This is a genomic window from Acinetobacter sp. GW821-FHT01C12, assembly GCF_059422625.1.
On record NZ_JBWKXD010000004.1, the window covers coordinates 17,822 to 37,512 of the forward strand.

Genomic DNA, 19,691 nt, shown 5'->3' on the forward strand with positions numbered 1-19,691 from the left:
AATAAAAAAGATAAATTTTCAAATCATGAGAATTTCTATCTAAGTCTAATTTTATGCAAATTCTATTTATATGTAAAATGTGAATTTTGAATATTACTCATCTATAAAAACGATAATATAAAGGCGTTGAACGCTGTAGATTAAACTTGATTATGTGGAGTAGTTTATGTGTATATATTCTATAATATAAACAAAATTTCTTTAGCTTTATTGCGATATAACTTCCCACAGGACCATGGTGATGGTGCATGAACTCAGATCAGAACAAATAAGCACGCGTTTGCTTATCCTCATGTCAGTCATCATTTTGTCTGTTTTGTTAATTGCTGTTCCACAAATCATCAGTAATTATCGAGAGTATAGCCGAGCAAATCGAGCTTTAGTCAATATTCAAGCCTTGCAAGTTTTTGCTGAAACATCCAATAAAATTTCACGGGAAAGAGCGCCAACAAATAAAGCAATGTCGAGCTCGACAGCAAATTTTCCAGACAGAATAAAAGAATTGCAGGACTATCGTAAGGGCGTAGATCAGCAGATTAATTTAACCGTTGAGACCTTAAACAAGGCGGGGTTTACCAGTTTGGCGGATCAAGTTGATGTTCAGTTAAGACATGATTTGAACATCGCCCGCAAACAAGTCGATGCTTATTTAGCCTTACCATTAAAAGAACGTAATTCAGTGCAAATGGATCAAGTGATTCAGGGAATGTTTCGGGCGTGGGACAGTTGTAGAGCCGTGTTGCAGCAATTAATTAACCATTCAAAAAAGAATAATAGCGATGTGACAGATTATGCTTCAATTGTGCTGATATTGGCTGATTTACGTGATCAATCTGGACGAGTCGCGTCTAACATTATGGCACCCCTAAGCTTTTCCGAACCCCTGCCTGAATATAACAAAGCACGTTCATTACAAACACAAGAACAGGTTAAATATTTATGGCGTTTGATGGATACCATGCAAATAGAGTCTTTAAAAACGCCAGAGTATCTTTATTTATATGGTCAGGTGAAAACTCAATTTATTGACCAAGGTTTACCCATCGTAAATCGTTTGGTGCAAGAGAGTAGAAATCAGCAGCCTTATTTTTTAACGGCAAACCAACTGACAGATGCAATCGTGGATAAGTTTACCACGGTGGTAAATTTACAAAAATATCTACTTGAAACTCATGCCTTAAGTGCACGTCATCGAATGGAATCGGAGCAACGTCAATTTTTTATCACGCTCTTTATTTCTCTTTTGTCATTGTCGGTCGCAGTTTTTACGATGTTATATACACGTAAAAAGTTATTTGAACCCTTAATATATGCAAGAAATATGATTTTGGAACTGTCACAAGTACAAGAACGTGATTATCTAGGGGATGCTTCGATACAAACCAAAGAGGTGCATACCCTAACTGATGCGCTTGATAAATTAAAAGAAATGCTCAAGCAACGCGATGCTTTTGAATTTCAATTACAAAATAGTGCCAACACTGACAGTTTAACCGGTGTTTCAAATCGATTGGCTTTAGATGTTTATTTAAAAAATATTGCGACACAAACCGAGCGGTTTCAAGAGTTGACCTTGATCATGGTGGATATTGATAATTTTAAATATGTGAATGATCGCTTTGGGCATATTTTAGGTGATTCGGTTATTGTTGAAATTGCTCGATGTTTAAAAGCAAATATTGCGCAATCTGATTTGATTGTACGTTTTGGTGGCGATGAATTTTTGATTTTGATTGATCGTATTCAATGGGATTGGGCGTTGCAAATTTCTGAAAGCATTTTGGCTGATGTCTCACGGTTAAATTTTAACAGTTCTATGTCTAACGAACAGCTCAATGTTTCTGTCAGTATTGGCGTGGCAACAGGGGCTGAAAGTTGGGAAGCCTTATTTAATCGGGCAGATGCATCGCTATTTAAGGCCAAAGCACAAGGTCGAAATAAAGTCGTGGGATGATCGACTGGGAATCTTGATGATGATTCACCTGTTAGAAAATATTGATTTATCATCAGTATTCAATGATAAGAATACTGAATTATTTTGCAGTGACTTTACGTAACTCAGCATACAATTGATTTAAAAATCGTTGCTGTTCTGCATTGTCTTGAAAGTGACGTTGATACAGCACACTACAGCTTTCCACATCAATAATATTATTGAGATTAAATGACCAATCCTCTGTATTTTTAATACCAATCCCCAGATCGTCACCGCAACGTTGCCACTGTTTGGAGAAGCCAGAGTTTTGATTGGGAGCAAGCTGCTTAAATTCTGCTTTAAGGCTAAAGCCGCGCATTTCTGAGTTGGTGAATTTGTTGATCGCACTGATTGGTACACCACCCCAAGTGATGGTTTGTCCACTCGGCATTGAAATGCTTTGCAGTTGACTTTCATTCATTAACTGACTTTGTTTGCCAGTTTTAAAGCCCTGTTTTTCGTAGGTCAAAGTAGAGCCAACAGGAAGCTGTATTTTTTTAATCAGTAAGGGCTGGGTGGTGATAAAATAAGGATTGTCGGGTCTGCCATTACCACCCGCAATGTTTATACTACAACTGCTGAGTAAACAGATACTTGGGACTAAAAAGCATAAGTAAAGAAGCTTCATAAGGAAAATATCCTGTGCTATGCATTGATCTTGCCTTGTTTAAATTAGAAATGCAAAATTTGCTCAGCAAATCCTTAAATTAAGCCAATGATTATTGGAATATATAAGAGAAAGGCGCGAATCTGAGTTTTATAAAAATTATATGAGCTATTAAATTTCAAGATTAGATGATTAATCTCCCCCCCTAAGCCCTATGGGATAAAGAGAGAAACTCCCTCCTTATTTAAAGGAGGGAGGGGAAGATGCAGGGAATTACTTCAACAACGGTTTTAAGAATTTCGCTGTATGTGAAACTCTGGATTTCACCACCTGTTCTGGGGTACCTTCCGCAATAATCTGACCACCACCTGCGCCACCTTCAGGGCCTAAATCAATCACCCAGTCCGCCGTCTTAATTACATCGAGATTATGCTCAATCACCACAATGGTATTGCCCTTATTGCGTAGTTCATGAAGAATATCGAGCAGTTTGGCAATATCATGGAAATGCAAACCAGTGGTTGGCTCATCCAGTACATACAAGGTTTTACCTGTATCGCGTTTTGCCAGTTCACGCGCCAGTTTGACCCGTTGCGCTTCCCCACCAGATAGCGTTGTTGCAGACTGACCTAAGCGGATATAGCCTAACCCGACTTGGTTTAAGGTTTCTAAACGACGGTGAATCACAGGAATTGCATCAAAGAAATGCATCGCATCTTCGACGGTCATTTCCAATACGTCAGAAATATTCTTGCCTTTATAACCAACTTCCAAGGTTTCACGGTTATAACGCTGACCATGACAGTTATCACAAGGCACGTACATATCGGGTAAGAAGTGCATGGCAACTTTGATCATACCATCCCCCTCACACACCTCACATCGCCCGCCTTTGACGTTAAACGAGAAACGACCTGCAGCATAACCACGGGCTTTAGCTTCAGGGGTTTGCGCAAACAATTCACGAATCGGGGTAAATAAACCAGTATACGTCGCTGGGTTAGAACGTGGAGTACGTCCAATCGGACTTTGGTCAATGTCTACCACTTTATCAAGGAATTGTAAGCCATCAATCGAATCAAACTTTTCAGCAGTTAAGGTGGTTGCACCATTTAATTGCGTCGCTGCAAGTGGTAACAGGGTCCGGTTAATTAAGGTAGATTTACCTGAACCTGAAACACCTGTCACACAAGTCATTACACCTAAAGGAATCGTCAAATCAACATTTTGTAAGTTATGCCCTGATGCGCCCATCAGTTTAATTTGTTCTTCAGGCTTAGGTGGTTTAACTCGCTCTTTGGGCACTGCAATTTTTAACTTACCAGAGAGGTATTTTCCTGTTAGAGAGTTCTCATTGGCTGCAAGTTCATCATAGGTTCCTTCGGCAATGATATGACCACCATGCACACCAGCACCCGGACCAATATCAATAATATGGTCGGCTGCACGGATTGCATCTTCATCATGCTCAACCACTAAAACTGTATTGCCCAGATCACGCAAACGAACCAGTGTTTCCAATAAACGATCATTATCACGTTGGTGTAAACCAATGGATGGCTCATCTAAAACGTACATCACCCCCATTAGACCAGCACCAATTTGTGAGGCTAGGCGGATACGTTGTGCTTCACCACCTGAGAGTGTTTCAGCAGAGCGAGACAGGCTCAAATAATTTAAACCGACTGATACTAGGAAGTGCAAACGCTCGCGAATTTCTTTAAAAATTTTATCAGCAATTTCACCTTTGGCACCTTCAAGATTTAAATCTTGATAGTAGCTTTCAGCGTCACCAATCGACATTTTGGTAATTTGGGCAATGGTTTTGTCTTTAACACGGACATGACGTGAAATTTCATTTAAACGTGAGCCGCCACAAGCATCACAAGCGGCATTGGATAAATATTGCGCCAGATCATCACGGACATAATTAGATTCAGTTTCACGATAACGACGCTCTAAATGAGGCAAAATACCTTCAAAAGGTTGTACCCGATTGTGTTTACGACCACGCTCATCGATATAGCTAAGATCAACTTTTTCTTTGCCTGTACCGTAGAGAAATTTCTTTTTCGTATCAGCGTAGAGTTCATTCCAAGGCGTGTCTAACGAAAACCCAAAATGATCTGCAACTTTCTGAATCATGCTGTAATAGTATGGACGTTGTCTGTCCCAGCCACGGATTGCGCCTTGGCTAATAGAAACATCTGGGCTTGGAATCAGTTTTTCAGCACTGAAATGACTACGGGTACCTAAACCGTCGCAGACAGGGCAGGCACCAAATGGGTTATTGAACGAGAACAGGCGTGGTTCTAATTCAGCAACAGCACGGTCGCATTCAGGGCAGGAGTGTTTTGCTGAAAATACACGGTCAGGATGTTCACCACCCATCCACGATAAAATCGCCAGATCACTGCCTAAACGTAAGGCTGTTTCAAAGCTTTCGGCAATTCGGTTACCTAAGTCATCACGGACTTTAAAACGGTCAACCACAACTTCAATGGTGTGCTTTTTCTTTTTATCGAGTTCTGGCGGTGTATCGATATCAATCACTTCACCATCCACACGCGCGCGGACAAAACCTTGGCTCTGTAATTGCTCAAACAGGTTGCTGTATTCACCTTTACGCTCACGAACAACTGGTGCAAGGAGCATCAATGCTGTGCCTTCCTCCAGTCCTTTCACTGCATCGACCATTTCAGAAACAGTCTGTGCAACCATCGGCAAGTCGTGCTCTGGGCAGTAGGGTGTGCCAACACGTGCATAGAGTAAACGTAAATAGTCGTAGATTTCAGTAATGGTTCCCACGGTTGAACGGGGGTTATGGCTGGTAGACTTCTGTTCAATCGCAATCGCAGGGCTTAAACCTTCAATTGAATCAACTTCAGGCTTTTCCATTTGTGAAAGAAACTGACGTGCATACGCAGATAAAGATTCGACATAACGGCGCTGACCCTCAGCATATAAGGTATCGAAAGCCAGAGATGATTTCCCTGAGCCTGAGAGTCCTGTGATGACCACAAACTTGTCACGTGGAATATCGAGTGACACATTTTTTAAATTATGGGTACGTGCGCCTCGAATACGGATATGACTTTGACTCATAAAAGCTTTCTCGAAATTATGCGAATTAAAGGGGTATATGATAGCGATTTAATTTTGTTCAAGCTGTAAAAAATAGTTTTTAAACGACAAATTGTGTCATGTAACTGACCATTTAAAACTGTGATGGAGTTTGAGTTTTTGAATAAAATAATAATATTCATATGTTTATGATGGTTTTCAATAATTTTTAGGGTCGCATTCAGCTAATTTAAAATCAAAGCTATAATTTATTTAAAATAAGTTATTGAAGAAAAATGAGATATGCAGTCAGCTTTAGATGCTGTGCTGATTTCTGAGTACTTATTTCGATATTGCATAGGGTAGAACGAATAAACCAGATCAGCTTTAAGATTGGTCCCGTGATGCAATCAATAACCACTTATCTAAAAAAGAGAATTGTTAGACAAAGGTTCTGTGATTAACCATTGTTTTTATTATAAAATGTGTGATATCTATCGCACTTGTGGAGGGCTCGAAAATGAATATACGAAAAATTATATCAATTGTTTGTTTTGCATTTTCTTGCAATGTCTTGGCAGGCGAGACTTCACAAGTTTTATTTGATCAAGTGTTAAATTTAAAACCCAATCAATTGTACGAATTAGAATTAGAAGATGTACAAGCGGGGGATCAAATTTGGACGGCGGTTTATTTGATTGGACGACAAAATTATCCGGGACTTACTGCAAAAGTTGAATTTGTCATGGACAATCAAGGCCTGTTAAATAAAGCCAATCCCAGTGAGCATGCTGTATATCAAACACTGATTGCAGAAAATTTGACGCAAACCAATCAATATTCATTTAAACAATTCAAAGGTTTAAACACATTCATTGAAGATACTTCAGAACAGCTGATTACAGATCCGATATTGGAAAAAACAGATAGCATTCGTATTTATAGTCAAGTGAATGACTGGATTCCTGAATACAACACTTATGAACCCACCAAAGTGAAATTTGGCATTCAAAATCCTTTGGATTTTGACATTGTTGCGGCTTATGTTTTAGTGGGCAAAGGTGAAAAGCCTGCTGAACTCAGTGAATTAAACTTTAAAAATATTCCAGCCTCTTATGTCTCACCTTTGCCGCCAGTACCAGCTGATTTTACCCAAGCTGAAGTGAATAAATCTGAGACGCACTTGAGTAGAAGTGAGCTAAAATTTATCTTTTTTATTGTGATGGCGATTGTCATGGGTTTGGTTGCGTTTATTAACCGAGGCAAATTAAAACGCGCTTTTTAAAGGTTTAACTTATAGCGCATTAAATTTCTAATATTTTAGATTTCAAATTTACACGCTTGGCGTAAACTCTTGCACTGATCATGTGTTTGAGTAATTTTAGATGTTGTCTTTATTTTTGAAATGTATTCTTGGTGCAGCAGTGGTTTTGTTGATTTCAATTCTTTCAAAAAGTAAGGCATTTTATATTGCAGGTTTAGTCCCACTTTTTCCAACATTTGCATTGATCGCACATGTGATTGTGGCGCAGGAAAAAGGTGCTGAAGCCTTAAAGCAAACAGCCTTATTCGGGCTATGGTCATTGATACCGTATTTCATTTATTTGTTCACGGTTTATTTATTGGCAACTAAGCTTTCGATGTGGTCTTGTTTAGGGATTGCAACGTTATGCTGGATTGTGGCTGCTGCGGTTTTGATTTATGCATGGCAATTGTTTCAGAATGGATCGGTTTTATGATTTATTGAATCAATAAAAAGAGTTACAACGAATACTTTTGAGTTGATTATAAAGTTCATGAGCCTTTGATTAAGGCTCATTTTTTAGGGAAGAATTTTAATAATCAGCTGTTTAAACAATAAATTGTTTTGGGCTTTCTAGGTTCTTAATGGCATTGTAAATTTGATCTGCATGATTACACACAATCAGTTTTGCCCGATGTTGAGGCGGTAAAAAACCTTCAATAACAGCATGGTCTAATTGCGCAATCAAATGGTCATAGAAACCATTGACGTTATATAACATCATCGGTTTTTGATGTTGATTCAATTGTCCCCATGTCGCGACTTCTAAAATTTCCTCAAAGGTACCAAAGCCACCTGGTAGAGCGACAAAAGCACTCGCGCGTTCAGCCATCATAGCCTTACGTTCATGCATGTTTTGTACAATATGTAATTCTGTTAATTGGTTATGGGCAATTTCATAATCCAGCATAAATTCGGGAATAACACCCACAACATCACCGCCATGTTCCGTGACCGTATCTGCAACTTGGCCCATTAAGCCAATACTTGCACCGCCATAGACGATCCCAAAACCTTGTTCTGCGATGCCTTGGGCAAGTTGGATGGCTTTTTCTCGATAGGTGGGGTTATTTCCAGGTCGGGAGCCACAATAGAGCGCGATTAAACATTGTGTGGCTTTATGTTGTTGTTGATCTAATTCGAAAGGTTTATTCATCATTACAGGCAATACACTATTCATAATTTATTTTTTCACCTTAACTTATCATGTTCTTATACATTTCTACTACTTTAAGTAAGAAATGTGACAAAAACATGTTGTGTTATCAGCGCTTTTGCAATGATTTGTATCACTTTGATTTTGTATTTAATTTTAGATAAATCAGTAAAAATCCTGATAAATGAGATGAAATTCCTATCTGGATTGCCTATAATTAACGCTTATTTATCAACAAATGAATCATCATGGGTAGTGGTTGTAGTCGCTCCGAAAATGCACAATCTTTAGACAAAATAATAGTTCAAAATACACTAAAGTTTTCTTCTCAATTCCGAAATTTACAGTTCTCACATGCTGAAAATAGCTATTGCACATTTTCAATGGAGCAAGATCAATGATACTTGAGTGGATGTCTGATCCTTCTGCATGGGTTGGTCTTGCAACTTTAGTTGTTTTAGAAATCGTTTTGGGTATTGATAACCTTGTATTTATTGCAATTTTGGCAGAAAAACTTCCGCCTGAACAACGTGATAAAGCAAGGATTATTGGGCTTTTACTTGCCCTCTGTATGCGAATGGTGTTACTGGCATCCATTGCATGGGTGGTGACATTAACCCAACCATTATTCCATCTCTTTGAGCATGCTTTTTCTGGGCGTGATCTGATCCTGCTGTTTGGTGGTGTGTTCTTATTGTTTAAAGGCACAATGGAACTACATGAACGCCTTGAAGGTGGTCAGGATCTTAAAGAAGAAAATCCTGTACATGCTGTATTTTGGATGGTCATTGTCCAAATTGTTGTTTTAGATGCAGTATTCTCCCTAGATAGTGTGATCACCGCTGTGGGAATGGTGAAAGAACTTTCAGTGATGATGATCGCTGTGGTGATTGCCGTAGCTATTATGCTATGGGCATCGAAAGCTTTGATGGACTTTGTCAATAAGCACCCGACAGTAGTGATTCTATGTCTTGGCTTTTTGATGATGATTGGTTTCTCATTGATCGTTGAAGGTTTTGGTTATCACATTCCAAAAGGTTACTTATATGCAGCGATTGGTTTCTCGGTGCTGATCGAGTTTATGAACCAAACCATGCGTAAAAACCAAGAGAAAATGGTGACAACGACCGACTTACGTTTCCGTACTGCTTCGGCGGTATTGAAAATGTTAGGCGGAAAAAGTGCCGATAGTCAAAATGCTAAAGCGGATGATGTGATCGCAACACAAGCATTGGCAGATGAAATTTTTGATGATGAAAATGGCGCTTACCATAGTGTTATGGTTCAAGGGGTCTTAGGACTATCAGAACGTCCAGTAAAATCGGTCATGACACCGCGCCCTGAACTAGAATGGTTAGATTTGGATGAAGACGAAGCCAGCATTAAAGAAAATTTGATGGCAATGTCACATTCACGTTTAATTTTGGCGCATGGTGAATTAGATAATATTGCGGGTATTGTTTTAACCCATAAAGTTTTAAATGATTATATCGAAACGGGTGTTTTAAATTTTGAAAAACACTTACGCGAGCCTGTGATTGTGCATGAAAATGCGCAAGTGTTGATGGTGATGGAACAACTGCGTCAAGCACCCTTACAAATGGCGATTGTATTAAATGAATATGGGTCAATTGAAGGGATTGCAACGCCGATTGATGTGCTTGAAGCAATCGCAGGCGAGTTCCCTGATGAAGATGAACTAGAAGCTGCTGCGGAAAGTCTTGAAGATGGTTCGTTGATCCTTGAAGGTTCAACCGATATTCGTCATGTTTCTTTGCTGTTAGGTCGTGATTTAGTCGATGAGTCAGAACAATACTCAACCCTCTCAGGTTATATTCTGTTCCATCTCGGGCGTTTGCCTGAAAATGGTCAAAAGCTTCAAGTCGATGGTTATGAGTTTGAAGTGGTAACGATGGATGGGCATAAGATTGAGAAGGTGCATATTATGGCATTAACAAAATCTAAAGATGCTGAGTCCTAATGGATTTGTTGTAATGAAGCCAGTCGAAAGACTGGCTTCTTTTTATTTTGTTTTTGAAAATAATGGCTTAAACCATATCGTTAAAATGATGGCTGAATGGCATCATTCATATAGAAAGAATAGGTTTCGATTTCCTGCTGGGTTGGATTATCATTGAACCTATTCAGATTTTGAGTATTTTCATGTCCAATCTATCCTGCCCATGTGGTTCAGCACTTTATGCTGAATGCTGTCAGCCGCTGCATTTGGGTCAGAACAAAGCCAAGACAGCGGCACAGTTGATGCGTTCGCGTTATAGCGCTTTTGCCAAACATGAGATTGATTATATTGTTCAGACCACTGCGCTTGGACAGCAGCAAGCTTTGGATGTTAAAGCGATTTTAGACTGGAGCAAAGCCAATCAATGGCTCAGTCTCGAAGTGGTGCAAGCCCAAGAAAAGCTCGATAAAAATCATGCTCAAGTTGAATTTAAAGCACATTTTCATGATGGTCAGCAGGCTCAAATACACCATGAAGTTTCACACTTTGTGCAGCATGATGGTGTATGGTATTTCTTAGATCCAACCACAGATCAGCCAATCACCATGAAACAGCCATGTATTTGTGGATCCACCAAAAAATTTAAGCAATGTTGCGCACAATTTTTATAACTTTTAGTTCATTTTTGACTTAAAATAGCGCGCATCTTTTCCCATCAGTGGATGAAGGGCAATGTTACTGACGATTATTTATATTATAGCCATTACAGCAGAAGCCATGACTGGAGCGTTGTCCGCAGGACGACGCAGTATGGACTGGTTTGGGGTGATACTGATTGCCTGTGTCACTGCACTCGGTGGCGGTTCTGTGCGAGATGTTTTACTTGGACATTATCCACTGACTTGGGTCAAACATCCTGAATACCTTGTCCTGACATGCTGTGCTGCCTTTGTCACCATTATTATTGCCAAATGGATGAAGCACTTACATTCCATTTTCTTATTGTTGGATGCTTTAGGTTTAATTGGTTTTACCATTATTGGCTGTCAAATTGCCTTGCAAATGGGGCATGGTTTTGTGGTTTCCGCGGTTGCTGGGGTATTAACAGGGGTATCTGGTGGTATTCTACGAGATATTCTGTGTAATGATGTTCCGCTGGTCTTCCGTCGTGAACTGTATGCGTCGATTTCCTTTGTCGCGGTGATTTTCTATTGGTTCTGTATAGATTTTGGTTTATCGCTTGAAATTACTGTGGTTTCTACTTTAGTTTTTGGTTTTGCATTACGTTGTGTGGCGATTTATTTTGGTTTGGAAATGCCGAAATTTATCTATAAAGATCATGATGAACAATCGGCATCTTCTAAAGATGAGTCCTAAGAATGGATGCTTGAACAGCAGCTATTGACTGTGAATCGCTACGTTTAACTTTGAGCTTGGTATGTCATATCTGATTCAGCAAAATATTAAACTTGAAAAATTTACTGAGCTAGATTTTGCTGTGTATTTTGAATTGGTCAAAAATATTAAAGTCATGCAAATGATTACCGAGCGAGCATTAACGCTTGAGGAAGCACATACAGAATTTGCCAAGATTTTATCCAAGAATACCTATGATGTGGCATTGGGAAATTATAAAATTCTTGATGCTCAAACAAATGACTTTATGGGTTTAGCCAAACTTGAGTTGGATCGGCCAACAGCAACAACTGCGGAATTGGGCTATATGCTTTTACCCGAATATTGGGGAAAAGGTATTGCTAGTCAGGTTGTTACATTTTTAATTGAGCATGCAAAACAACAAGCATATTTAAAGGATCTCATGGCTATTATTGATCCCGAAAATATAGCTTCAAGAAAAATATTGATAAACAATGGTTTCCATTCTCAAGAGTTTAAAGATTTTGACGGACTAGCAGGAGAAATTCTGCTGTTCAGTCTTTAAAATTAAACTGCGAGCCAAAGTTGTTTCTGCTTTTACATATTTGTTGAGTGCATTATGGATTTAGTATCACGTGTACAACGCTTACCCATAGGTAAATTTCACTATACCTTACTCTGGGTGATCGGGTTGGGCTGGATGTTTGATGCCATGGATACAGGACTGATCTCCTTTATTCTCACCAAAATGGCGGAAGAATGGCAAATGACCCCTACTGAAAAAGGCTGGGTGGTCTCCATTGGCTTTGTGGGTATGGCAATTGGTGCTGTATTTTCCGGTGGCTTGGCTGATCGAATTGGTCGTAGAACAGTCTTTGCGATTACTTTGGTGACCTATAGCATTGCAACCGCGTTATGTGCTTTTGCGCCGAATCTGACTTGGTTATTACTGTTCCGTTTTATTGTCGGATTAGGTCTGGGTGGGCAACTTCCTGTGGCTGTGACTTTGGTCAGTGAATATATCCCTGCTCAAGTACGGGGTCGATTTATCGTACTTTTAGAGAGTTTCTGGGGACTTGGCTGGCTTGTTGCTGCGCTTATTTCTTATTTTGTAATTCCTGATTATGGTTGGCATATAGCATTTTTGATTGGTGGTTTACCTGCAATTTATGTTTTTATGATTCTCAAAAAAGTGCCTGAATCGGTTCCTTATTTGATTAATCGTGGACGAATTGAAGAAGCCCATGCACTGGTCCAGAAACTGGAACGGCAGTGTGGTGTAGAAGTGATTGAAACCATTGAAGTCAAACCTGTTTCAGCAAAACAAACGATTTCATTTTCACAGCTTTGGTCAGGTGCTTTTGCCCGTCGTACTTTGATGCTGTGGTTGATTTGGTTTGGTATTGTCTATTCTTATTATGGCATTTTTACTTGGTTACCAAGTTTGCTGGTCAAGCAGGGCTATACCATTGTGCAGTCTTTTGAATATGTACTCGGGATGATTTTGGCACAATTACCCGGTTATGTGGCTGCGGCTTGGTTGGTGGAAAAGCTTGGACGTAAAGTAACCCTCGCTGGTTTTATTGCTATGTGTGCGCTTTCTGCTTACTTCTTTGGTCAAGCGACCTCAGTCAATATGATTATGTTGTGGGGATGCTTAATGTCGTTCTTTAATTTGGGTGCATGGGGGGTGCTATATACTTATACACCTGAACAATACCCAACCAATATTCGTGCTTTTGGCTCAGGTTGGGCATCTGCAATCGGTCGTATGGGGGGAATTGTCGCACCGTTGGTGGTGACCCATATGATGGTGGCAAGTGATGGATTTAGTTCAGTCTTTATGATGTTTACGATTGTACTTTTCGCTGTTGCAGCTGTGGTTTTGGTCTTGGGTGAAGAAACCAAAGGTAAGACCTTAGAAGAGATTGGATTGTGATTGTGAAGGTTGTGCAGAATAAATTTAGATATTAATTAGATCTCTTATCAAAGTAAGCTTTTAAATGATTTCTAAACGAGATTAACCCTGATCAATCATGGCTGATTATTCCATAGAAATGAATTTCTATGATTCTAAAACTTACAATGCCACCCTTTACATTTAAAGTTTAAATTCCTTTGCGTAGGCGATGCCTCACTTTTCAGAGATGAAAAGATGACAAAAATCTTCTGTTGGGTGAGAGGTACGTCCTGTACCCCCACCCAACGGAGCGACATCCATGTCGCCACACGATAGAACAACCATGTCTAATTCATGAATATAAAAAAGCAGACGAATGAATATAATTGTTATTGCACATATAGAGTATTAAAGGCTCATTTTTTAATGATGCAAGAAGCCTACAGTTTCAAGTGATTGATTTTCTTGTTTTTGAGAAAATGTAATTTGTAATTTTTAGAAAAAAGATTATTAAATAGTTATGTTCTTATCACAAAGTCTTTTTAGACTAATATATCTAGAACATTTTTTGAATCGAAATTTATGCCTTGATTCGTATGAGAACTTTAACATTATTCAATAAAATCAGAGGGAAATAGTTATGTCAGCTAAAACCATTCAAGATATCAATAAACAGTACAATTATGAAGATGGAAATCCAGGTGGGGAAAAGGATGGACCTCTTGTTTCTTGTGGTCAATGTAATGGATATAATGAATTAGAATATATCTATAATGAAAAGCTTCTACCATTAATTGAAGATGATGAATTTACTGAACAAGAAGCAATTACAGCATTAGAAGAAACTTGCAAAGAATTAAAAAATCCAAGAAACAGGACTGATTTTTATAAAAAATTATCAGATAAATTGAGTGTGGAAATTAAATAATCCATTGTTTTTTATATTTATAAATCAAGACCTCAATTCTTATCAAATCGAGGTCTTTCTATTTTATCGATAAGAGCATTTTGTTTTGATAAGAATTGTTGTGTATTTGACTTTTAATATTTTAGATTTGAAATAAAAGTTGCTCATTTCTTAAAAAATGGATAATTTTACGTCATTAGAAAGATCTAAAGACGCAATTTGTCGTTGTAGGGTACACTTGCACTTGTCTAGTCAGACCCTGCGACTTAGCATAAGAACGTAGATACAAAACATTTATTTAGAACGCACTTATTTAGGATAAAAGGTTGTTATGACAAGCCTTGCGCATCATGCGACAGAAAATCGTTCCGTAGCAGAATTTACTGAACAAGCTTACCTCAACTATGCCATGTACGTGATTATGGATCGGGCATTGCCACACATTAGTGATGGTTTAAAACCTGTACAACGCCGTATCGTTTATGCGATGAGCGAATTGGGATTAAAACCAAGCGGTAAGCCGAAAAAGTCTGCGCGTACAGTCGGTGATGTATTGGGTAAATACCATCCGCATGGTGACTCAGCCTGTTATGAGGCCATGGTGTTGATGGCGCAGCCATTTAGTTACCGTTACCCATTTATTGAAGGGCAAGGGAACTGGGGTTCGCCTGATGATCCTAAATCATTCGCAGCCATGCGTTATACCGAAGCCAAACTCTCACCTTATAGTGATTTGTTGCTTTCTGAATTAGGTCAAGGAACCTGTGATTGGCAAGATAACTTTGATGGTTCAATGAAAGAACCTGTCAATTTACCAGCGCGTGTACCAAATATTTTACTCAATGGTACCACTGGTATTGCAGTGGGAATGGCAACGGATATTCCGCCACACAATTTACGTGAAGTGGTTAAAGGTACGATTGCTTTAATCCGTAATCCAAACTTAACAGATGAAAAAATTGCAGAATATATTCCTGCACCTGACTTACCGACCAAAGCAGAAATTATTACACCACGTGATGAATTATTAAAAATTCAAATGACTGGACGTGGTAGCTATCGTACCCGTGCCGTATATACCATTGAAAAAAATGAAATTATTATCACTGAGCTGCCATATCAAGTTTCTGGCTCAAAAGTCATCACGCAAATTGCAGATCAAATGCAAGCCAAAAAACTGCCATTGGTCAGTGACTTACGTGATGAATCAGACCATAAAAACCCAACACGGTTGGTGATTGTATTACGTTCAAACCGTATTGATGCTGATGCAGTCATGAGTCATTTGTTTGCGACAACCGATTTAGAGTCGAGCTATCGTGTCAATATGAACATGATCGGTGCTGATGGTCGTCCACAAGTTAAATCAATTCGTCGCATTTTATTAGAATGGATTGAAATTCGTAAGAGTACTGTCACACGTCGTCTGCAATATCATCTGAATAAAATTGAAAAGCGCCTACATATTCTTGGTGGTTTGATCATTGCATATTTGAATATTGATGAAGTGATCAAAATTATTCGCGAAGAAGATCAACCTAAACCCGTGTTGATGATGCGTTTCAATATTGATGAAGTTCAGGCAGAAGCAATTTTAGAGCTTAAGTTACGCCATTTGGCAAAACTTGAAGAAATGGAAATGCGCCGTGAGCAAGAGGAACTTGAGGCCAGAGCAGCGGTGATTCGTGAACAACTTGCAAATCCAGAGTCATTAAAATCTTTAATTATCGAAGAACTTAAAGATGATGCGAAGAAGTTTGGTGATGATCGTCGTTCACCGATTGTGCAACGTGAAGAATCACAAGCCATTAGTGAACAAGATTTAATGCCAGCTGAAGCGGTAACAGTGATCCTTTCTGAAGCGGGCTGGGTTCGTGCAGCCAAAGGTCATGATATTGATGTTGAAAAATTAAATTTCCGTGCTGGTGATCAGTACTTGAGTTCAGCACAAGGCAAGTCCAATCAGAAAGTATATATTTTAGATGAAACTGGACGAAGTTATGCTTTGGCCATCAATAGTTTGCCATCGGCGCGTGGTTTAGGAGAACCGTTGAGTTCAAAACTTTCTCCAGCCAATGGTGTGGGCTTTATGCAAGTCCTGATTGAAGATGAAGAAAAAGAAATAGTTGCTGTAAGTTCAAAAGGTTATGGCTTTAAATCGCAAGCTAAACAATTGGATACCAATGCCAAAGCGGGTAAAACATTCCTGACTGTTGCTGAAAATGCGACAGCAATGCCAATTGAAGTCGTTGAAAATCATACTCATTTGGCTATACTCAGCTCAGCAGGACGGCTACTTTTAATTGAATTATCTGAGTTGCCAACGCTGAATAAAGGTAAAGGAAATAAGTTGATACAACTTGAAACTAATGAGTCTGTTCAGTTTATGTTAACTTTGAATTTAGATGAAGTAATACAAGTGCTTACAGGGCAGCAACAATTAAAATTAAAAGGGGAAGATTTACAGAAATATATCGGTAAACGCGCATCAAAAGGTCAGTTGTTACCGCGCGGATATCAAAAAGCAAATAAACTGTTGATTCAAAGATAAAACTAGCATCCTTGGATTGAAATACGTTATATATGCAAAGTGTTCGTGAAAATGGATGCAATATTGAGCACAAAGAAGCCAAAAAATTATGTTCAATATTGAGAAAAACAGTTTAAAACTAAGGATTACTGATTGGAGATTATGGCATTATGGAAAAAGTTTGGTTCGCTGAATATCAAAAAACTGGAATTCCAGAAACAGTAGAATTGCCACAGGAAAATAGCTCTCTTATTGATATTTTTGAGCGTAATTTCCAAAAATTTGGTTCACGTGATGCCTTTATCTTCATGGATAAAGTGATGTCATTCAGTGACCTTGAATTGGCAAGCCGTAAATTTGCGACTTATTTGCAAAGTTTAGGTTTGGCAAAAGGTTCACGTGTCGCAGTGATGATGCCTAACGTCCTTCAGTATCCCGTTGTTGCTTTAGGTGTATTCCGTGCAGGTTTGGTACTTGTGAATGTGAATCCACTTTATACAGCACGTGAATTAGAACACCAACTTAATGACTCAGGCGCTGAAGCTTTAGTCATTGTTGAAAACTTTGCGACTGTTTATCAAGCGATTATTGGCAAAACACCTGTAAAACATGTTGTTGTTGCATCCGTTGGCGATATGTTGGGTACTTTAAAAGGTACTTTGGTGAATTTTGTTTTACGTAAAGTGCGTAAACAAATTCCAGACTGGAATATTCCAGGACATATTAAGTTTAATGCAGCATTGGCAAAAGTAAGTCCAAGCAATTATAAACGTCCAACCATGACCCTCAGTGATACTGCTGTACTTCAGTACACAGGTGGTACTACGGGTGTTTCTAAAGGGGCGGAACTGACGCACCGTAACTTAGTGGCAAACTTGTTGCAATGTGATGGCATTTTCCAAAGTAAGTTTGGTCAAGGTGATGGCGCGAAAGATGATCGTATCTTCTGTGCTTTACCGCTTTATCACATCTTCGCATTCATGGTGTGTGCGATGTATGGTATGTATAAAGGTCAGGCAAATATTCTGATTCCAAATCCACGTGATTTACCTGCGGTGATTAAAGAATTACGTAAATACCAACCGGGTTTCTTCCCTGCGGTAAATACTTTGTTCAATGCGTTGGTACATAATGAAGAATTTAGACAGCTCGACTTCAGTAAGTTAAAAATGGCGATGGGTGGTGGTATGGCCGTGTTGCCGTCAACCGCTGAAGAATGGAAAAAAGTTACTGGAACCATCATTATTGAAGGTTATGGTTTATCTGAAACTTCTCCAGTTGCAACTGCAAACCCACCTGCAACGACTGAGTTTAGCGGCACAATTGGTATTCCTTTACCACTGACTGATGTTGCGATCTTAGATGATGATGGCAATCATTTGTCACAAGGTGAGCAGGGTGAAATCTCGATTCGTGGTCCTCAAGTGATGAAAGGCTATTGGAATCGCCCAGATGAAACTGCAAAAGTCATGACAGCGGATGGTTATTTCCGTACTGGTGATATTGGGATCATGGATACCCGCGGTTATTTCAAAATTGTCGATCGTAAGAAAGACATGATTTTAGTATCAGGCTTTAACGTCTATCCTTCTGAAATTGAAGAAGTGATTGCGCAACATCCAAAAGTGCTTGAAGTGGCTGCAATTGGTGTACCTGATGAAAAATCTGGTGAAGTGCCAAAACTATTTGTAGTGAAAAAAGATCCGTCTTTAACCACTGAAGAAGTTCTTGAATATGCAAAAGAAAACTTAACTGGTTATAAACGTCCGCGTTATGTTGAATTTATGGATGATTTACCAAAATCAAATGTAGGTAAAATCCTACGTAAAGATTTACGTAAATAATTGAAAAGTTAAAGATAAAAAAGCGCCAACAAGGGCGCTTTTTTTTGCTTGAGGTAAAACAATCGATCGCTTTATGTGGTGATTTTATTTTTTATGCGAACGAATATACCAACCGTCAATATAGGGGCGGCTTAAGCCTACAATTGCTGTAAAGGTTAGCATGGTGCCCATTTGACGACCCAGTGCAGAAGGATGAATACTGCCATAGCTAAAATAAATATCGATTAAACAGTATACGACAATAATGGCTAACCAAAAGTATAGATTCATACGCTTTATGCCTACCGCAAAAAAGGCCACCACCAAAACAATAAGCGTCCCCAAGGTGGATTGCCAATTGTAATTTGCACAAATCACGCACAAGAGAAAAGCCAAAATTGGCAATACAATTTTAAGAATACGATCAATCTCCGCTTGTTGATGGCGCTGCTTTTCTAAAACCTCAAACAATTCATTTTGATCTGGTTGCACGTTATTGTCCTCACTACACAATTTTGCAAAACTCTGCATTTAACAAAAAATATTCTGTTCATGCCATGCTATGATAACTCGCATTAACACTTCATGAGAAAAAATCATGTCTGGGATAGATGGCATCATATATTTAATTCTAATTGCCTGTTTACTTCCTTATGTTTTTACCATTATTGCGAAAGCGTCTGGTGGTTTTAAAGCTGCTGATAATCAGAATCCACGTGAATTTTTAGCCAAAACCACAGGCTTAGCGGCACGTGCCAATGCAGTACAACAGAATAGTTTTGAGAGCTTACCTTTATTTATTGCTGCGATTTTAATGGCAGAGTATATGGTGGTATCACAACATCTGATTATGATGTTAGGGATTGCCTATATCGTGTTACGCATTATTTATGGAATTTGCTATTTGGCGAATATTTCAGCGCTACGTACCATTATTTGGGCTTTGTCCTTAGCTTGCCCAATTATTTTATTGTTATTGGTTATTCGCATCGTCTAAACAGTTTTCGATGAAATTCATTCATTTTGATGATGCAAAATGTATAATCCGCATCTGTTTGCGCAATTTAGCGTTATAATCGACAAGATTTTA

The 19,691-nt window shown here is 38.8% G+C and carries 16 protein-coding genes; 12 read left to right on the forward strand and 4 right to left on the reverse strand.

The window, feature by feature from the left end; all coding sequences use genetic code 11:
* Positions 1-241: 241 nt before the first annotated feature.
* Positions 242-1,954: a GGDEF domain-containing protein gene (locus AC07WY_RS11840; RefSeq protein WP_494736425.1), complete on the forward strand. Its 1,713-nt coding sequence runs from the start codon at positions 242-244 to the stop codon at positions 1,952-1,954.
* Between the two features lie 79 nt (positions 1,955-2,033).
* Here AC07WY_RS11840 and AC07WY_RS11845 read toward each other — a convergent pair whose 3' ends face one another.
* Positions 2,034-2,603, reverse strand: coding sequence for a hypothetical protein (locus tag AC07WY_RS11845; RefSeq protein WP_494736426.1), 570 nt, complete (start codon positions 2,601-2,603; stop codon positions 2,034-2,036).
* 252 nt (positions 2,604-2,855) lie between these two features.
* Complete coding sequence (gene uvrA / locus AC07WY_RS11850) at positions 2,856-5,687, reverse strand: excinuclease ABC subunit UvrA (protein WP_494736427.1); 2,832 nt, start codon at positions 5,685-5,687, stop codon at positions 2,856-2,858.
* Between the two features lie 478 nt (positions 5,688-6,165).
* Here uvrA and AC07WY_RS11855 point away from each other — a divergent pair, with 478 nt between their 5' ends.
* The gene (locus AC07WY_RS11855) at positions 6,166-6,930 is read left to right on the forward strand and encodes a hypothetical protein (RefSeq protein ID WP_262087270.1); all 765 of its coding nucleotides are present in this window, start codon (positions 6,166-6,168) and stop codon (positions 6,928-6,930) included.
* Between the two features lie 100 nt (positions 6,931-7,030).
* A complete protein-coding gene (locus tag AC07WY_RS11860) occupies positions 7,031-7,384 on the forward strand; it encodes a GlpM family protein (RefSeq protein WP_034612698.1) in 354 nt (117 codons plus the stop codon).
* A 111-nt stretch (positions 7,385-7,495) separates the two neighbouring features.
* On the opposite strand, the gene AC07WY_RS11865 is transcribed toward AC07WY_RS11860, so the two are convergent.
* On the reverse strand, positions 7,496-8,128 hold the full coding sequence (locus tag AC07WY_RS11865; protein ID WP_004816519.1) for an LOG family protein: 633 nt from the start codon (positions 8,126-8,128) through the stop codon (positions 7,496-7,498).
* 373 nt (positions 8,129-8,501) lie between these two features.
* Between AC07WY_RS11865 and AC07WY_RS11870 the strand changes: the two genes are divergently transcribed.
* The 8 genes from AC07WY_RS11870 to AC07WY_RS11905 all read left to right on the forward strand — a co-directional run bounded on the left by AC07WY_RS11870 (position 8,502) and on the right by AC07WY_RS11905 (position 18,622).
* Positions 8,502-10,085: a TerC family protein gene (locus tag AC07WY_RS11870; RefSeq protein ID WP_419335974.1), complete on the forward strand. Its 1,584-nt coding sequence runs from the start codon at positions 8,502-8,504 to the stop codon at positions 10,083-10,085.
* A gap of 182 nt (positions 10,086-10,267) precedes the next feature.
* Complete coding sequence (locus tag AC07WY_RS11875; protein ID WP_494736428.1) at positions 10,268-10,735, forward strand: YchJ family protein; 468 nt, start codon at positions 10,268-10,270, stop codon at positions 10,733-10,735.
* Between the two features lie 61 nt (positions 10,736-10,796).
* Positions 10,797-11,441, forward strand: coding sequence for a trimeric intracellular cation channel family protein (locus AC07WY_RS11880; protein WP_004816523.1), 645 nt, complete (start codon positions 10,797-10,799; stop codon positions 11,439-11,441).
* 61 nt (positions 11,442-11,502) lie between these two features.
* Positions 11,503-12,006: a GNAT family N-acetyltransferase gene (locus AC07WY_RS11885; RefSeq protein WP_262087263.1), complete on the forward strand. Its 504-nt coding sequence runs from the start codon at positions 11,503-11,505 to the stop codon at positions 12,004-12,006.
* A gap of 54 nt (positions 12,007-12,060) precedes the next feature.
* The gene (gene niaP, locus AC07WY_RS11890) at positions 12,061-13,380 is read left to right on the forward strand and encodes a niacin transporter NiaP (protein WP_004816527.1); all 1,320 of its coding nucleotides are present in this window, start codon (positions 12,061-12,063) and stop codon (positions 13,378-13,380) included.
* 601 nt (positions 13,381-13,981) lie between these two features.
* The gene (locus AC07WY_RS11895) at positions 13,982-14,269 is read left to right on the forward strand and encodes a hypothetical protein (RefSeq protein ID WP_494736429.1); all 288 of its coding nucleotides are present in this window, start codon (positions 13,982-13,984) and stop codon (positions 14,267-14,269) included.
* Between the two features lie 310 nt (positions 14,270-14,579).
* Positions 14,580-16,799, forward strand: coding sequence for a DNA topoisomerase IV subunit A (gene parC, locus AC07WY_RS11900; protein WP_494736430.1), 2,220 nt, complete (start codon positions 14,580-14,582; stop codon positions 16,797-16,799).
* A gap of 149 nt (positions 16,800-16,948) precedes the next feature.
* Entirely contained in the window at positions 16,949-18,622 is a 1,674-nt protein-coding gene (locus AC07WY_RS11905; RefSeq protein ID WP_004816532.1) for a long-chain-fatty-acid--CoA ligase, read from the forward strand.
* 84 nt (positions 18,623-18,706) lie between these two features.
* On the opposite strand, the gene AC07WY_RS11910 is transcribed toward AC07WY_RS11905, so the two are convergent.
* Positions 18,707-19,093, reverse strand: a complete 387-nt coding sequence (locus AC07WY_RS11910) for a hypothetical protein (RefSeq protein ID WP_004816535.1) — start codon at positions 19,091-19,093, stop codon at positions 18,707-18,709.
* Between the two features lie 106 nt (positions 19,094-19,199).
* Between AC07WY_RS11910 and AC07WY_RS11915 the strand changes: the two genes are divergently transcribed.
* Positions 19,200-19,598 (forward strand): MAPEG family protein, encoded by a 399-nt coding sequence (locus AC07WY_RS11915; protein WP_004725268.1) that lies wholly within the window; start codon positions 19,200-19,202, stop codon positions 19,596-19,598.
* Positions 19,599-19,691: the final 93 nt, after the last annotated feature.

Excerpts from the sequence above, each read along its gene's own strand:
- AC07WY_RS11870 (WP_419335974.1), top strand. The coding sequence starts at position 8,502 with ATGATACTTGAGTGGATGTCTGATCCTTCTGCATGGGTTGGTCTTGCA.
- niaP (WP_004816527.1), top strand. The coding sequence starts at position 12,061 with ATGGATTTAGTATCACGTGTACAACGCTTACCCATAGGTAAATTTCAC.
- AC07WY_RS11880 (WP_004816523.1), top strand. The coding sequence starts at position 10,797 with ATGTTACTGACGATTATTTATATTATAGCCATTACAGCAGAAGCCATG.
- AC07WY_RS11905 (WP_004816532.1), top strand. The coding sequence starts at position 16,949 with ATGGAAAAAGTTTGGTTCGCTGAATATCAAAAAACTGGAATTCCAGAA.
- AC07WY_RS11865 (WP_004816519.1), bottom strand. The coding sequence starts at position 8,128 with ATGAATAGTGTATTGCCTGTAATGATGAATAAACCTTTCGAATTAGAT.
- AC07WY_RS11875 (WP_494736428.1), top strand. The coding sequence starts at position 10,268 with ATGTCCAATCTATCCTGCCCATGTGGTTCAGCACTTTATGCTGAATGC.
- AC07WY_RS11860 (WP_034612698.1), top strand. The coding sequence starts at position 7,031 with ATGTTGTCTTTATTTTTGAAATGTATTCTTGGTGCAGCAGTGGTTTTG.
- uvrA (WP_494736427.1), bottom strand. The coding sequence starts at position 5,687 with ATGAGTCAAAGTCATATCCGTATTCGAGGCGCACGTACCCATAATTTA.
- AC07WY_RS11915 (WP_004725268.1), top strand. The coding sequence starts at position 19,200 with ATGTCTGGGATAGATGGCATCATATATTTAATTCTAATTGCCTGTTTA.
- AC07WY_RS11840 (WP_494736425.1), top strand. The coding sequence starts at position 242 with ATGGTGCATGAACTCAGATCAGAACAAATAAGCACGCGTTTGCTTATC.
- AC07WY_RS11885 (WP_262087263.1), top strand. The coding sequence starts at position 11,503 with ATGTCATATCTGATTCAGCAAAATATTAAACTTGAAAAATTTACTGAG.
- AC07WY_RS11855 (WP_262087270.1), top strand. The coding sequence starts at position 6,166 with ATGAATATACGAAAAATTATATCAATTGTTTGTTTTGCATTTTCTTGC.
- parC (WP_494736430.1), top strand. The coding sequence starts at position 14,580 with ATGACAAGCCTTGCGCATCATGCGACAGAAAATCGTTCCGTAGCAGAA.
- AC07WY_RS11845 (WP_494736426.1), bottom strand. The coding sequence starts at position 2,603 with ATGAAGCTTCTTTACTTATGCTTTTTAGTCCCAAGTATCTGTTTACTC.
- AC07WY_RS11895 (WP_494736429.1), top strand. The coding sequence starts at position 13,982 with ATGTCAGCTAAAACCATTCAAGATATCAATAAACAGTACAATTATGAA.